The organism is Geodermatophilus sp. SYSU D00700 (assembly GCF_054050255.1).
The window spans coordinates 35,855-50,261 of record NZ_JBJGZA010000022.1 but is presented as its reverse complement, the minus strand read 5'-3'; the positions used below and the strand labels follow the sequence as shown (position 1 = coordinate 50,261).

General features: G+C 76.1%; 13 protein-coding genes and 1 tRNA gene. 7 read left to right on the top strand and 7 right to left on the bottom strand.

Annotated features, from left to right (window positions below):
* Positions 1 to 75: 75 nt before the first annotated feature.
* Positions 76 to 633 carry a sigma-70 family RNA polymerase sigma factor gene (locus tag ACI79V_RS16105; RefSeq protein WP_456890680.1) on the bottom strand — a complete coding sequence of 186 codons (558 nt, stop codon included), beginning with the start codon at positions 631 to 633 and terminating at the stop codon, positions 76 to 78.
* Positions 634 to 701: 68 nt separating this feature from the next.
* On the opposite strand from ACI79V_RS16105, the gene ACI79V_RS16100 reads away from it, so the two are divergent.
* From ACI79V_RS16100 to ACI79V_RS16080, 5 genes are read left to right on the top strand one after another with little or no spacing between them, the layout of a single operon-like run.
* The gene (locus ACI79V_RS16100; protein WP_456890678.1) at positions 702 to 1,346 is read left to right on the top strand and encodes a zf-HC2 domain-containing protein; all 645 of its coding nucleotides are present in this window, start codon (positions 702 to 704) and stop codon (positions 1,344 to 1,346) included.
* Complete coding sequence (locus ACI79V_RS16095; protein ID WP_456890676.1) at positions 1,343 to 3,160, top strand: copper resistance CopC/CopD family protein; 1,818 nt, start codon at positions 1,343 to 1,345, stop codon at positions 3,158 to 3,160. The genes ACI79V_RS16100 and ACI79V_RS16095 overlap by 4 nt, the downstream gene beginning before the upstream one ends.
* A gap of 33 nt (positions 3,161 to 3,193) precedes the next feature.
* Positions 3,194 to 3,919: a YcnI family copper-binding membrane protein gene (locus tag ACI79V_RS16090; protein WP_456890675.1), complete on the top strand. Its 726-nt coding sequence runs from the start codon at positions 3,194 to 3,196 to the stop codon at positions 3,917 to 3,919.
* Entirely contained in the window at positions 3,916 to 4,581 is a 666-nt protein-coding gene (locus tag ACI79V_RS16085) for an SCO family protein (RefSeq protein WP_456890674.1), read from the top strand. Before ACI79V_RS16090 ends, ACI79V_RS16085 begins: the two co-directional genes overlap by 4 nt.
* On the top strand, positions 4,578 to 5,660 hold the full coding sequence (locus tag ACI79V_RS16080; RefSeq protein WP_456890672.1) for a hypothetical protein: 1,083 nt from the start codon (positions 4,578 to 4,580) through the stop codon (positions 5,658 to 5,660). Before ACI79V_RS16085 ends, ACI79V_RS16080 begins: the two co-directional genes overlap by 4 nt.
* A 23-nt stretch (positions 5,661 to 5,683) precedes the next feature.
* Here ACI79V_RS16080 and ACI79V_RS16075 read toward each other — a convergent pair whose 3' ends face one another.
* The 4 genes from ACI79V_RS16075 to ACI79V_RS16060 are packed head-to-tail and all read right to left on the bottom strand — an operon-like array spanning position 5,684 to position 9,903.
* Positions 5,684 to 6,502, bottom strand: a complete 819-nt coding sequence (locus ACI79V_RS16075; protein WP_456890670.1) for a phosphocholine cytidylyltransferase family protein — start codon at positions 6,500 to 6,502, stop codon at positions 5,684 to 5,686.
* Positions 6,489 to 7,619 (bottom strand): CDP-glycerol glycerophosphotransferase family protein, encoded by a 1,131-nt coding sequence (locus ACI79V_RS16070; RefSeq protein ID WP_456890667.1) that lies wholly within the window; start codon positions 7,617 to 7,619, stop codon positions 6,489 to 6,491. Before ACI79V_RS16070 ends, ACI79V_RS16075 begins: the two co-directional genes overlap by 14 nt.
* On the bottom strand, positions 7,616 to 8,398 hold the full coding sequence (locus tag ACI79V_RS16065) for an HAD family hydrolase (protein ID WP_456890664.1): 783 nt from the start codon (positions 8,396 to 8,398) through the stop codon (positions 7,616 to 7,618). The genes ACI79V_RS16070 and ACI79V_RS16065 overlap by 4 nt, the downstream gene beginning before the upstream one ends.
* Positions 8,395 to 9,903: a mannitol dehydrogenase family protein gene (locus tag ACI79V_RS16060; RefSeq protein WP_456890662.1), complete on the bottom strand. Its 1,509-nt coding sequence runs from the start codon at positions 9,901 to 9,903 to the stop codon at positions 8,395 to 8,397. The genes ACI79V_RS16065 and ACI79V_RS16060 overlap by 4 nt, the downstream gene beginning before the upstream one ends.
* A 620-nt stretch (positions 9,904 to 10,523) precedes the next feature.
* On the opposite strand from ACI79V_RS16060, the gene ACI79V_RS16055 reads away from it, so the two are divergent.
* Positions 10,524 to 11,447 (top strand): M23 family metallopeptidase, encoded by a 924-nt coding sequence (locus tag ACI79V_RS16055; RefSeq protein ID WP_456890659.1) that lies wholly within the window; start codon positions 10,524 to 10,526, stop codon positions 11,445 to 11,447.
* A gap of 102 nt (positions 11,448 to 11,549) precedes the next feature.
* A tRNA-Ala gene (locus ACI79V_RS16050) sits at positions 11,550 to 11,622 on the top strand.
* A 226-nt stretch (positions 11,623 to 11,848) separates the two neighbouring features.
* Here ACI79V_RS16050 and ACI79V_RS16045 read toward each other — a convergent pair.
* Both ACI79V_RS16045 and ACI79V_RS16040 read right to left on the bottom strand, forming a co-directional pair.
* Positions 11,849 to 13,171, bottom strand: a complete 1,323-nt coding sequence (locus tag ACI79V_RS16045; protein ID WP_456890656.1) for a DUF2254 domain-containing protein — start codon at positions 13,169 to 13,171, stop codon at positions 11,849 to 11,851.
* A 168-nt stretch (positions 13,172 to 13,339) separates the two neighbouring features.
* Positions 13,340 to 14,350, bottom strand: a complete 1,011-nt coding sequence (locus tag ACI79V_RS16040) for a response regulator transcription factor (RefSeq protein ID WP_456890654.1) — start codon at positions 14,348 to 14,350, stop codon at positions 13,340 to 13,342.
* Positions 14,351 to 14,407 lie beyond the last annotated feature (57 nt).

Genomic DNA, 14,407 nt, shown 5'->3' with positions numbered 1-14,407 from the left:
TACCAGATCGATGGGGATAGGCCGAATGCGGGGCGGAGTGGCCTGGTCACGCGCGCGCCCGTCCCCGGGCGGGGGTCAGCGACGCGCCGCGTCGGGTTCCGCCGGCGCGGACCCGTCGAGCGCCTCGACCAGGTCGGCCCGCGCGCGGGCGACCCGGGACCGGATCGTGCCGACCGGGCAGCCGGCCACCTCGGCGGCGTCGGCGTAGGAGAGCCCGAGCAGCTGGGTGAGCGCGAAGGCCTCCCGGCGGTCGGGGTCGAGCCGGCCCAGCAGGTCGGTGACCGCGGCGCCCTCGCCCACGCGGTCGGCGGCGTCGGCGGGGGAGAGGGCCTCGAGGTCGGCGTCGTCGCGCACCAGGGTCAGCCGCCGGCGGCGGCGGGAGCGGACGGCGTCGGCGCAGACCCGCCGGGCGATCGACAGCAGCCAGGTGCGCAGCGAGGACCGGCCCTCGAAGCTGTGCAGCCCGGCGAAGGCCCGGGCGTAGGTCTCCTGCGTGAGGTCGTCGGCGGAGTCGCGGTCACCGAGGGCCGCGCACAGCCGCCACACGTCGGACTGGGTGGCGCGGACCAGGGTCGCGGCGGCGAGGGGGTCGCCGTCCGCCGCGGCCGCGGCGACCCGCTCCAGCTCGTCCACGTCGTTCCTCCCGTTGTGATCCCGTCGAGCCGGGAACCGGACGGGCCCTCCGCGACGACTACCTCTCCATGCAGTGTGCACCGTTCCGCGAGGCGGTCTCGGCGCGGCTCGACGGCGAGCCGCTCGGCATGCCCGCCGCCGACCTCGACCGCCACCTGGCCGGATGCCCCGGCTGCGCCGGCTGGGCCGACGCCGCGGGCGCGGTCACCCGGCGGGCGCGGCTGGCCGCGGCGCCCGACGTGCCCGATCTCACGGCGGCCGTGCTCGGTGCGCTGCCGCGGGAGCTGCCCGGCGCCGCGGCCGCCGCCCGCTCCCGGCTGGTGCAGTCGGCGCTGCGGCTGGCGCTGCTGGCGGTGGGCGTCGCGCAGGCGGGTCTCGCCTGGCCGGCGCTGACCGGCGGTCGCGCCGCGATGAGCGCGCCGGTGCACGTCGCGCACGAGACCGGCGCCTGGAACCTCGCCGTCGCCGCGGCCTTCCTCGCCGTCGCCGCCGCGCCGCGGCTGGCCGCCGGGGCGCTGCCCTTCCTGGGCACCTTCGGCGTGCTCCTGGCGGCGGTCACCGTGCGCGACCTGCGGGCCGGGCACGTGCACGCCGACCGGGCCGCCGCCCACCTGCTGCTGCTCGCCGGCGTCGTGCTCGTCACCGTCGTCGCGTGGCGCCGGCGCGCCCGGCGCGCCGCCACCGTCGTCGCCCGGGAGCGGGTGACCGCGTGAGCGCCCGCACCGCAGTGCCGGCGCGCCCGGTCCTGCTGCTGCTCGTCCTGCTGGCCGGCTGGCTGGGGCTCGGGGTGGCCACCGCCGGGCCGGCGGCCGCGCACGCCGAGCTGGTGTCCACCGACCCGGGGGAGGGCGCCCGCCTCGACGAGGTCCCCGGCGAGGTGACGCTGCGCTTCAGCGAGGGGGTGTCGCTGGGCGCCGGCTACGCCCGGGTGCTCGGCGAGGGCGGCGAGCGGGTCGACACCGGTGCGGCGTCGGTCGACGGCGACACCGTCACCGTCCCGCTGCGCGACGACCTGCCCGAGGCCAGCTACGTCGTCACCTACCGGATCGTCTCGGCCGACTCCCACCCGATCAGCGGGGCCTACGCCTTCGTCGTCGGCGACGGCGAGCTCGCCGACGCCGGCACGGTGGCCGAGCGCGCCGACGTCGACCCGGTCGTGGCCGCCGCGCTGCCCGCCTCCCGCGCGATCGGCTTCGCCGGGCTGGCCGTGGGCCTCGGCGTCCCCGCCTTCCTCGTGCTGTGCTGGCCCGCGGGCTGGGCGTCGCGCACGATGCGCCGGCTGACCACCGCCGGGCTGGGCACCGTGGCCGGGGCCGCGGTGCTCACCTTCCTGCTGCAGGGCCCCTACGCGGCCGGCACCGGTCCCGGCTCGCTGTTCGACCCGGCCCTGCTGGGGACCACGGGCGGGTCGTCCTTCGGGCTGACCGTCCTCGGCCGGGCGGCTCTCGCGCTGCTGCTCGCCGCGCTGCTGGTGCCGCTGTGGCGCCGGGCGGGCGCGCCGACGGTGCAGGAGACGGCCGGGCTGGCCGTCGTCGCGGGCGGTGTCGTCCTCACCACCGCGGCGGTCGGTCACCCGGTCGCCGGGCCCCTGCCGGTGTTCGCCACGGCGGTCACCGCCGTGCACGTCGCGGCGATGGCGGTGTGGCTGGGCGGGCTGGCCGCCCTGCTGGTCGGTCTGGCCCGGCCGGGCGCCGAGGCGGGCGAGCTGGCCGGCGCCCTGCCGCGCTGGTCGCGGGTCGTGTCGGCCTCGGTGGTCGCGCTCGTGGTCTCCGGCGTCGTCCAGTCGGTGCGCGAGGTCGGCTCGCCGGCCGCCCTGGTGTCGACCACCTACGGCTGGGTGTTGCTGGGCAAGCTCGCGCTGGTGCTGCTGCTCCTCGCCGCCGCCGGGGTGTCGCGCGTGTGGGTGCAGCAGCACCTCGGGGTCAGCCGCCGGCGGCCGGGCCCGCGCGGGCGCGTCCCGGCCCGCGCCCTCGCCGCGACCGGTGGCCGGGCCCCCGACGGCGCCGACGACACCGACGAGCCCACCGTCGCCGCGGCCCGGGCCCGCGCGGCCGAGCAGGCCCGCGGCGCCGTGGAGGACGTCGGCCCGCTGCGCCGCTCGGTGCTGGTCGAGGCCGCCGTCGCCGCCGCGGTGCTGGTCCTGTCGGCGGTGCTGGTCGGCACCCCGCCGGCCCGCGCCGCGGTCGCCCAGCCGGTCGACGTCACCGTGCCGCTGGAGTCGGCGGCGGGGGAGTCCGGCAGCGTCCAGCTCTCGGTCGACCCGGCCCGCCCGGGCGCCAACACCCTGCACGTCTACCTCTTCGACGACGCCGGGCAGCTCGACCAGCCCGCCGACCTGCGGGTCACGCTGACCGAGCCGGAACAGCAGATCGGCCCGCTCGGCGTCGACCTCGAGCCGGCCGGCCCCGGCCACTGGGTGGCCGACGGCATGTCGATCCCCGGCGCCGGCACCTGGACCGTGGCCGTCAGCGTCCGGCTCGACGAGTTCACCGCCGCCACCGCCAGCACCACCTTCCCGGTGCGCTGACCCGCTCCCCGCGGGCCGACAGTGAGGAGAACCGTGTCCCCGACCCCCCTGCGACCGCCGGCCCGTGCCGTCGTCGTCCTGACCGCCCTGCTGGCCGCCCTGGTCGCGTCCGTCGTGGTCGCCACCGGCGCGTCGGCGCACGTGACGGTCTCCTCGGACGACGCCGCCGCCGGCGGCTACGGGAAGCTGACCTTCCGGGTCCCGAACGAGAGCGACACCGCGAGCACCGTGGCGCTGCGCATCTCGATCCCGGAGGAGCAGGCGATGGCCTCGCTGCGGGTGCAGCCGCTCCCGGGTTGGACGGTCACCACGACGTCGTCGCAGCTCGCCGAGCCGGTGGAGGTCCACGGCCAGCCGATCAGCGACTACGTGTCGGTCGTCGAGTTCCGGGCCGACCCCGGCGGCGGCATCGCCCCCGGGGAGTTCCAGGAGTTCGCCCTGTCCGGCGGGCCGTTCCCCGACGCCGCGACGCTGTCGTTCCCGGCCGTGCAGACCTACAGCGACGGCACCGAGTCGGCGTGGATCGAGCCGACCGTCGACGGGCAGGAGCCGGAGTACCCGGCGCCGGTACTCACGCTGGCCGGTGACACCGCCGCCGCCGCCGGCGCCACGACGTCGGCGGAGGACCACGCGCACGACGGCGAGGTCAGCAACCAGCCGGCCGGCCTGGCCCTGTTCCTCGCCATCCTCGCCCTGGCCGTCGGGGTCGCGGGCGTCGTCCTCGGCTACCGCGCAGGTCGACGTACCGTGTCGTCGTGACCGCTCCCGTCCGCGGCCGGACCGCCGCGCTGCTGCTCGCCGCCGCCCTGGGCCTGACCGCCTGCGGCTCCGACGACGGGGAGCAGGCGGCGGCCGCGGAGGGGCACGACCACTCGGACGGGCCGGCGGCCACGCTCGAGGGGCCCGGCGACGAGTACGCCGGCATCGACCTGCGCGATCCCTTCCAGCGGCCGTCGTTCACCCTCACCGACAGCAGCGGCGCGGAGTACGACTTCGCCCAGGCGACGGCGGGCAGGCCGACGCTGCTGTTCTTCGGCTACACCACCTGCCCCGACATCTGCCCGACGACGATGGCCGACGTCGCCCTCGCGCTGCGCGACGTCGACCCGGCGCTGGCCGGGGAGGTGCAGGTGGTCTTCGTCACCACCGACCCCGCCGCCGACACCCCGCAGGTCCTCGGCGAGTACCTCGACCGGTTCGACGCCGACCTGCCCACGCAGTTCGTCGGGCTGACCGGCGCGCAGGAGGTCATCGACCAGGCGCAGCTGTCGGCCGGCGTGCCGCTGGCCGAGGACCAGGGCCGGCTGCACAGCTCGCTGCTGCTGCTCTACGGCGCCGACGACCAGGCGCACGTGGCCTTCGACGCCGGCAACACCGCCCGCGACATCGCCGGCGACCTCGAGAAGGTCACCGGGGCGTGAGGGCCGCCCGCCCCCGGCGGGCGGCCGCTCGGCTGCTCGTCGTCGTCCTCGGCGTGCTCGCCGCACTCGCCCTCGCCGGCCCGGCGGCCGCGCACGTCGGCGGGGAGGCGGCCGGCAGCGACTTCGACGGCCGGGTGACCGCCGTGGAGCCGGCCGTGCCCGGGGTGTCGGTGCGGGTGCTGGACTTCGGCGACGCCCTCGAGCTGGTCAACACCACCGCCGCCATTGTGACGGTGCCGGGCTACTCCGACGAGCCCTACCTGCGGATCGGTCCCGACGGCGTCTGGCGCAACGCGCACAGCCCGGCCACCTACATCAACCTGGACCGCTTCGGCCGGGTGACCCTGCCCGCCGACGCCGACCCGCAGGCCGAGCCCGAGTGGGTGCAGGTGTCCACCGAGCCGCAGTACACCTGGCACGACCACCGCACGCACTGGATGAGCGAGGAGCAGCTCCCGCCCGCGGTCGCGGCCGACCCGACGCACGCGCACACCGTCTTCGACTGGACGGTGCCGATGCGGCACGGCGACACCGCGGTGACCGTGCGCGGCGAGCTCACCTGGGAGCCGCCGCCCTCGCCGCTGCTGGTCTGGTCGCTGTACGCCGGGCTGTTCGCCGTCGTCGCCGCGGCCGGGCTGGCGGGACGGACGCCGGGACCGCTGGGCTGGGCGCTGGCCGCCGGTGCCGCCGCGGCGCTGTGGCACGCCGCGGCCACGCCGGAGCCGGCGGTGACGGTGTCCTCGCACGCCGCGGCCCTGGTCTCGGCGCTGCTGCCGGCGGTCACCGCGGCGCTGGTCGCGGCGTTCGGCGTGCTCTCCGCCCGCCGCGGCCGGGGCGTGATGGCGGGCCTGTGCGCGCTGGTCCTCGGCTGGCTGCTGCTGGTGCAGGGCCTGCCCGACGTCGACGTGCTGTGGAGCGCGAACGTGGCCGGCGCCGGTCCCGCGCTCCTCGCGCGCGCCGCCGTCGCCGTCCTGGTGGCCGGGGGAGCGGGGCTGGTCGTCGCCGGGCTGGGCGCCGTCCGGCGCTTCCGCGACCCGGAGCCCGCCCGCCCCGCGCCGGAGCCCCAGCCGGCCGGCTGAACGAAGGATCCCTGGGGGAGGGCCTACACGGTGCCGTCGGGCACCGGGTGCAGGTGGCTGCGGGCGGCGAGCATCGCGTTCGCCCGGTCGAGGTCGGCCTCGAAGTCCACCTCGACGGCGGTCCAGCGCGAGATGTCCAGCGGCCGGAACCGCAGGCCGGCCTCGGCGACGGCGGTCTCCATGCCCCGCTCGAAGTAGTCCTGGTCGCCGCAGGCCTCCAGGTGCTCGACCAGGACGGCCTTGTCCGCCGCGGAGACGTGGTTGATGCCCACGGCCTCGCCCAGACCGCCCTGCACCGTCTTCGACAGCCCGTCGATCCAGCCCTCGGCGTCGAGGGTGTACTTGACCTCCTCGTCGCCCACCACCGAGGTGTCGACGCACACGAAGCTCTGGTCGGCCTCCAGCGCCGGCACCACCGCCTCGATGACCGCGGCGTCGAAGACGACGTCGCCGTTGAGCCACAGCACCCCGCCGGGACCGGTCGCCCGCAGCCCGCGCAGCAGGCTCTTGCTGGTGTTGGTGCGGGCGTAGTCCGGGTTGTAGGCGAAGCGCAGGTCGGGCACGGCCTGCATGACCCGCTCGCACTGGAAGCCGACGACGGCGGTCACGTCGACGGCCGGGCCGAGCACCTGCCCGAGGGTGTCGAGCTGGCGCTGCAGGATGCTGCGCCCGTCGTGCAGCGGCGTCAGCGGCTTGGGCAGAGGGCGACCCAGGCGGGTGCCCATCCCGGCGGCCAGGACGACGACCTGGACGGGGCGGGGAGCGGGCCGGAGCGCCGGGCGCGCGGCGCGCGTGGTGAAGTCGCGTGCCGGAGTGGTCTGCGTGAGGTCAGCGGTGCGCACTGTCGTCCCCTCCTCGGGTCGTGGGTGCCGCGCCGGCGGAGGTGCCGCCGGACGGGAAGAACAGGTCGAGGACGCGCTCGGTGGCGTGTCCGTCCTCGAGGGAGGTGTAGGTCTCCCGGAACGACCGGTACCGGTCGGCGTGCGCCGCGGCGACGGCGTCGAGGTCGGCGATCGCCTCGACGAGCTCGGCGCTGCTCGACAGCAGCGGCCCGGGCGCGATCTCCTCCAGGTCGACGTAGAAGCCGCGCAGCCGGTCGCGGTACTCGGCCAGGTCGTAGGGGAAGAGCAGGACCGGCCGGCCGGTGATCGCGAAGTCGAACATCGTCGACGAGTAGTCGGTGACCAGCACGTCGGCCGCCAGGTACAGGTCGCGGATGTCGGGGTAGGACGAGACGTCGCGCACCGGCAGTCCCTCGATGGCCTCGAGGCGGCTGGAGACCATGTTGTGCAGCCGCAGCAGGAGCACGTGGTCCTCGCCCAGCCGCTTCGTGAAGTCCCCGAGGTCGACGGGGAAGTCGAAGTCGCGCTCGCCCTTCCCCTCGAACACCAGGTCGTCGCGCCAGGTCGGGGTGTAGAGGACGACCCGGGTGTCGGCTCCGATGCCGAGTGCGGCCCGCACCGCCGCCCGCACCACGTCGCGCCGCGGGCTGGAGAGCAGGTCGTTGCGCGGGTAGCCGGTCTCGTGGACCGGCCCGCGGAAGCCGAACGCCTGGCGGAAGCGGGCCGTGCTGTACGCGTTGGGCGAGAGCATCGCGTCCCAGCGGGCGATGTCGTGCTCGAGGTAGGCCAGCCGGCCCTCCGGCGCCCAGAACACGTCGTTGTGGATCCGCTTGAGCGGGGTGCCGTGCCAGGTCTGCAGGTAGAAGGCGTCCGGCCGCTTCTCCCAGTCCAGTGGCACGTGGTCGTTGGAGACGACGACGTCGGCGGCCTCGAGCGCGGCGATGCTCTCCGGGCTGCCGAACGGGACGGTCCCGACGCCGGCGGGGAACGCGCCCTCGGCGACGGGCGCGGTCAGCCAGGTGTGCGTGACGTCGTCGCCGCGTGCCGCCAGGGCCTCGTAGATCGCGCGCGGGCTGTCGGAGAACAGGCCGCGGAAGCTGGTGTAGACGATCCTCATCGACCACCTCCGGTCAGGACGGGCAGCAGCGTGTCGGCGAGCTCCTGCCAGGACGAGACGACGGCCAGCACCCCGGCCTCGCGCAGCGCGGCCTCGCGGTCGGCGCGCTCGGCGGGCTGGACGAACAGCAGGTTGCCGACGGTCGGGCAGCCGGCGCGCACCGCCGACAGGGCGCCCGGGACGGAGTCCTCGACGGCGAGACCCTGCACCGGCGCGATGCCCAGCTGCGCGCAGGCGTGCAGGTAGACGGCCGGGTCGGGCTTGCTGGTCGGCGTCGGCAGCGAGTCCTCGGCGCTGAACCGCACCGCCGGCGGGATCAGCTCGTCGAGGGCGGTGGCGGTGAAGCAGGCGGCCAGCCGGGCCAGGGCGCTCGAGCTCACCGCGGCGAGCCGCAGGTGCGGGGCCAGTGCGGTGAGGGCGGCGGTGGTCGGCTCGTGCGGGCGCAGGTGCTCGCCGAGGTACGCGGTGACCGCGCGCTTCTCCTCGGTCACCCACGGCTCGACGTCGACCTCGGGCCGGCCGGCCTCGGCGGCCAGCCGCCGGGACGTCGTCCGGAAGTTCATGCCGGTGGTGGCCAGCCGCAGCTCCTCCGGGGTGAACCGGCGCGCGTCACCGAGGTCGGCGAGGAAGCGGTTGGTCACCTCGGCCGAGGCCACGAAGGCCGGCTCCTCGGAGGGGAAGAGGTTGCCGTCGGCGTCGCAGAGCAGGGCGGTGAGGCCGGCCACGACGTCCCGGGGGAGGACTGCCGTGGCCGCCCCGCCCGCGCGGGGCGGGGTCACCGATCGCTCGCGGCGGTGCGGGCGGAGGCGGCCGTGGCGGCGGCGACGGTGGCGCGGGCGCCGTCGTGCGCGAGCCGCCGCAGGACGGCCGAGAGCTCCTCGGGGAACCCGGGGACCGACCCCAGGTCGCCGAGGACGGACCGCTCGGCCAGCAGCGGGCCCGGGTCGGTGCCGCCGGCGAGCGCGAGGGCCTGCAGGCGCGGACCGTGGTCGTCCTCGACCGGCAGCGGCCTCCCGGCGGCGTCGGTCCGCTGCAGGTAGCCGATCCAGCCGGCCAGCGCGAGGGTCAGCAGGCCGTGCGGGCGCCCCTCGGCCAGGGCCTGGCGCAGCGAGGGCAGCAGGTGCTGCGGCAGCTTGGTCGAGCCCCGGCGGCACAGCCGGGACAGCCGGTCGGCGATGGCGGGGTTGGCGAAGCGCTGCCGCAGCGTGGCCTTGTACTCGTCGAGGTCGATCCCCTCGGGGCAGGGGATGAGCGGCGTGACCTCGTCGTCCATGAGGTGGCGGGCGTAGGCGGCGAAGACGGGGTCGCCCATGAGGACGTCGATCCGGTCGTGGCCGGCCAGCGTGCCGAGGTAGCCCAGCGCCGAGTGGGTGGCGTTGAGCAGCCGGGTCTTCATGAGCTCGTGGTCGGTGACGTCGCGGACGAAACGCACGCCCACCTGGTCCAGCGGCGGGCGGCCGTTGCAGAAGGCGTCCTCGACGACCCACTGCGAGAACGGCTCGGTGACGACCGGCCAGCGGTCGTCGACGCCGTACCGGCGGGCCACCGCCGCGCGCTCCTCGGGGGCGGTCTGTGGGGTGATGCGGTCGACCATGCTGCTGGGGAAGGCGACGCGGTCGGTGATCCAGCGGGCGAGGACCTCGTCGCGACGCGCGGCGAAGCCGACCACCGCGGTGCGCGTCGCGTCGCCGTTGCGGTGCAGGTTGTCGCAGGAGAGGACGGTGAACGGCGCGGTGCCGGCGCGCCGGCGGCGGTCGAGCGCCTCGACGAGGAAGCCGAAGACCGTCCGCGGTGTGCCCGGGGAGGCGAGGTCGTGCCGGACGTCGTCGTCGGGGGTGAAGGCCCCGGTGCACGGGTCGAGCAGGTAGCCGGCGTCGGTGATGGTCATGGTGACCACCCGGGTGCGCGGGTCGGCCAGCCGGTCGAGCACGGCGGCCGGTGCGTCCGGGGCGAACAGGTAGTCGGTGAGGACGCCGACGACCCGGGCTCGCTCGCCGTCGGGGCTGCGCTCCACGACGGTGTAGAGGTTGTCCTGCGGGGCCAGCGCCTCCTGCATGAGCCGGTGCCGCAGTCCGACCCCGACGACGCCCCAGCCGCTGGAGATGCGGCGCTCGGCGACCTCGTCGAAGTAGGTGAGCTGGTGGGCGCGCGAGAAGCCGCCGACGCTCAGGTGCACGACGGCGGGGACGAGCGCCGCGCGGTCGTAGGTGGGGACGGTGAGCCGGGACCCGTGCTGCTCGAGCGTGGCGGCGGTCAGCGGCCGGATGCGGACGACGGGTGCCACCGCCGGCTCCGCGGGTGCCGCCGGGCTCCGCGGGGATCCCCACGGAGGACGCTCGGGCTGCGCCATCGAGGCATCGGTCCTTCCTGTCGGTGGTCGTGCCGGGGCGCGACCGGTCGCACCGCCGTCAGGGGTGCCTGCGGACCGCGCCGGGGAACGGAACATGGGATCACGCCGCCCGGTACGACCACCGCCCTGGGGGGCGGCGGCCGTCGGCTGCGGCGACGTCCATCGGCGTGTCACTCCGGGCACCGGCGTGGCGGGCACGCAGGCGTCGGCGGAGGCGTCGGCCCGGCGGTGGCCGTCGGACCGGCGCGAGCTTCTCCACGCCGGAGGCAGGAACTTCCCTCTGCAGTGGGCCACCAAACGCCCGAGCGGGTCGTGACTCAGCGCACACGGCGCGTCATCCGACGACACGCCGGGCGGAGGGTCACGAAGCAGTCACGGTGTGTTTGGATCGTCACAACCTGATCGGGCCCACGGGGGCCGCTTCCCACGAGCGGGGTAGGTACTTGGCCAGTCACCGGAGTGACGCGGGTCTGCTGACCCGCCCCGCCAGCGACTCCCGCCCGGATCTCCCCGGCCCCCGCACCGGTGCCCACCGGCCCGCCGCGGGCGGTCCCGTGTCCCCGCTGCGCGGCTTCCCCCCGGTCCGCCCCGCCGACCGGACGTCCGCACCGGGAGCGGCCGTCCTGCCCGCGCCGCGCACGGCGGGCCACGACGTCGTCGTCCGCCCCGGCCCGGCTGCGCTCGTGACCACGGTGCTTCCGGCGGGATCGGGAGAGCCCGCCGAGCCGGCAACGGACGCCGTCGCCGAGCCAGACCCCGACGCCGTCCCGCCCGCCCCCGCACGCCGGCGCTCCGGTCTGCGCGACCGCCGTCCGTACCTGCTCGTCGCGGCACTGGTGGCGGGCGCCGTCGGCGCCGCGGTCGTGGGGGTGCCCGGCTCGCCGGAGGCGGCCGCCGGGCAGACCTCCGTGCTCGGCGCCCAGATGGAGCTGGCCACCGGTGACGAGGCGGTCGAGGTCATGCCGATGGCCTCCATCACCGAGGCCGAGGCGCAGCTGCGGCTGCAGGAGGTGGCCGCCTCGCGCGCCGAGCGCGCTGCCGCGGAGGCCGCGGCCGCGGAGGCCGCCGCCGAGGCGGCCCGGCCCAAGACGGTGCTGCCGGTCGAGGGCGCCCGCTTCACCAGCGGCTTCGGCTCGCGCTGGGGCACCTTCCACTACGGCATCGACCTGGCCGCCCCCATCGGGACGCCGGAGTACGCGGCGGCCGACGGCGTCGTCGTGCGGGCCGGCGCGGCCAGCGGGTTCGGCCTGGCCGTCTACGTCCTCCACGAGAACGGCGACGTCACCGTGTACGGCCACATGGAGGAGATCCTCGTCGAGCCGGGGCAGTACGTGGAGGCCGGCGAGACGATCGCGCTGCTGGGCAACCGCGGGCAGTCGACCGGACCGCACCTGCACTTCGAGGTGCACGAGGGCGGCATGGACGGCCGCCGGGTCGATCCCGTCGACTGGCTGGCCGAGCGCGGCGTCGAGATCTGAGCCCCCCGCGGGCGCGACGCGCGGCCACCCCCGTCGCAGCCGGGTCCGGGCGGCGATGTACAGTTCTCCTCGGTCCGGACGACACCGGCCGGGGCCGCGAGCGGGGCTGTGGCGCAGCTGGTAGCGCACCACACTGGCAGTGTGGGGGTCAGGGGTTCGAGTCCCCTCAGCTCCACCCCGACGACCAGGCCGTCCTCCCCCGGGAGGGCGGCCTGAGTCGTCTCTGGTCGCAGTTTGACGCCGGCGTCACGAGCAGCACGGCGCCCATGCGGTCGGCCGCCTCGCGGGGCCGGCCACGATGGCGGCTCCCGCTGCTCTCGCGGGCCGACCTGGACAGCACCGCGTCGAAGCGGAGGTCCGGCTCCTGACCCCGACGATGGTCGGGCCGGCACGTGGCCGGCTCAGTACGGTGCGCGAGCCGCCCGAGATCGTGGCGCGGCGGTGACGTCGGCCCCCGACCCGATGCCCTCGGTGTCCGGGGTGAGCGCTGCGACGACGTCCTCCTCGTCCTCGTGGGCGCGCCGGACGGCGGCGTGCAGGAGCCGGAGCTGGCGGTCCAGCGGTTCCTGCCGGTCGGGCGGTGCCACGCTCTTGAGGTCGGCCAGCGCCGCGCACATCTTGCGGGTCACCTGCGGCTCCGACGCCCCGGCCAGGCGGATCTCGTCGAAGGCCAGCCGGACGTAGCCGTCCCAGCTGACGGTCCGCTCGAGCAGGCGCACCACGCCGTCCTCGTCGCGGTGTTCACCGCAGGGCAGGGGGCGAGCGGCGATCTGGCGCAGCAGGTCGTGCAGCCGGTGCAGCGCCTGGACCGTCGTCGTGGGGTCGTTGAACGGCTGTGCGATCGACCGCACGGCGATGTCGACGAGCTTGCGGAAGCCGTAGGCGAGGTCCTCGGTGTGCACGCGCTCCGGGCCGAGCAGGACGTGGCGGGTGACGTCGGTGGCGCGGAGCCGACCGGCGGGGCGGCCGTCGGCGCTCGCCGCCGACCGGGTGCCCGGGTGCACCCGGACCAGCGGCGCACCGCCGACGACGAAGTCCCCGACGACGGGGACGAGCTCCAGCACGCAGTCCGCCCGCCGGGCCGCGGCGACCACCGCCGGCCGGTCGACGCGGACCACGTTGCCGGGCTGCGCGGCGACGATCTCGTCCGGGTCGCTCGCGTCGACGGGCGAGTCCCCGTGCTCCCGGACGATGAACTCGCGGCTGCGGTCGCCGACGAGGTCGATGAGCCCGGCGACCCGCAGGCCCTGTCCGGCGTGGTGCACGTAGAGGACGAGCACGACGATGCTGGCGAGCATCAGGAGGTAGCACAGCAGCATCGACAGCCCGGGCACGGTGCCGGTGTCGGAGCCGCGGATCTCGCGGAGGGTCAGGATGGCGACCAGGAAGCTCGCGCCGAACAACCCGATCGCCAGCTGGCTCCACCGGTCGGTGAGCAGCGCCCCCACGATGCGGGGCGAGAACTGGCCCATCGCCAGCTGGACCGCGACCAGGGTGACCGTCAGGACGAGGCTGGTCAGCGACACCATGGCGGTGGCGAAGGAGGACAGGATCGTCTGGGCGTCGGACGGCGTCCCGGTCAGGCTCTGCGGGACGAGCCCATAGCCCGTCGCCCGGTCCACGGCGAGCGTTCCGACGGCGAGGAGGGCGCCCGCGGCCAGGCAGCCGACCGGCAGCAGCCACAGGCTGGTGCGGACGAAGCGCTGGAGCCGCAGCCGACTCATGCGCTGGAGGCCTGCGGGTCGGCGGCCTGGACGCACGACTCGTACGCGGTCATGGTCTCCCTCCGGGTGGACGGATGCGGACGTGCTCGACCCGGCGACCTCGTGGACCGCCAGGTCCTCTCATGGAACCGAGGCAGCCGGGGGAGCACCATCGGCAGAACGCCCGATTCAGGTCCGGCAGGGCGACGGGACCAGGGGCACGTAGAGGCCCTCGCGCTCGGCCCGCACCGCGGCGAGCGTCCTCGTGGGCGCATCGAGCTTGACGAGGACGTGCTCGAGGTGGGCAGCGACCGTCCGCGGGGTCACGACCAGCGCGCGGGCGATCTGCTGGTTGGTACACCCGTCGACCAGCAACCCGAGGACCTCGAGCTCGCGCGGCGTCAGCCCCCGCAGGTGGGTCACGGGGGAGAGGACGACCGTTCCGAGCAGGCGTGCCGATGCCTCGCCGGGAGCGGCCAGGACGGTCACGCGGACGTGCCCGTCCGGGGCATGGCGTCCTCCGCGGGGCCACAGGAAGGACGCGAACACCCGGCCGTCGTCGATGCACGAGCGCGCGACGGTGAGGACGGGCGATCCCTGGGCGAGCAGTGCGTCGCCGTCGAGGCCGGGCAGCGGCCGGGTGGCGCCGTCGTGGCACAGCACCGCACCGGCGGCCGCCCCCCGCACCAGCCGCGCCGCCGCGGTCAGCGAGCGCAACGGGTCCGACCCGCGCGCCAGGACGGGCGTCAACTGGTGCAGCCGGCGCCGCAGGGCCAGGGGTGGCGGCTGCGTGCTGCGGAAGAGCAGCGCCAGGTGACCGACGTGGCGCCGACTCCCGTCGAACAGGGCGACGCCCAGGGACTCGTGGAAGCCCGCGGGGAGGAGGCACTCGGCCCAGGTCGGCAGGTCGGCGGCCGGGTAGGGCAGGTCGGACGAGCTCAGCGGCAGGTGCGCGGGGTCGGTGTGGGTCACCTCGATGTCATGCGCCGCAGTGGAACCGCTCAGGTAGCGCAACGTGCTCTCGTCGAGGCCGGTGCTCGCCACGCACGTGTAGCTGCTCATCGGATCGGCAGTGGCCAGCCACGCGGCGTCGAACGGCACGATGCGGCGCAGCTTCTCCAGCATCTCCTGCGTGCGCTCGGAGGGGGGACTGGTCGAGTCGGCGATCTCGGCCAGTTCGAGGCCTGCGGGCTCGGTCATCTGCGCTCCCGGGACCGCAGCCTCGGCAAGGCGCGCTGTCTGTTCAACGGTGCCGAC

Bases quoted from the DNA above. Each gene is read 5' to 3' on its own strand.
- ACI79V_RS16100 (WP_456890678.1), top strand. From the start codon at position 702: ATGCAGTGTGCACCGTTCCGCGAGGCGGTCTCGGCGCGGCTCGACGGC.
- ACI79V_RS16070 (WP_456890667.1), bottom strand. From the start codon at position 7,619: ATGAGGATCGTCTACACCAGCTTCCGCGGCCTGTTCTCCGACAGCCCG.
- ACI79V_RS16045 (WP_456890656.1), bottom strand. From the start codon at position 13,171: ATGAGTCGGCTGCGGCTCCAGCGCTTCGTCCGCACCAGCCTGTGGCTG.
- ACI79V_RS16040 (WP_456890654.1), bottom strand. From the start codon at position 14,350: ATGACCGAGCCCGCAGGCCTCGAACTGGCCGAGATCGCCGACTCGACC.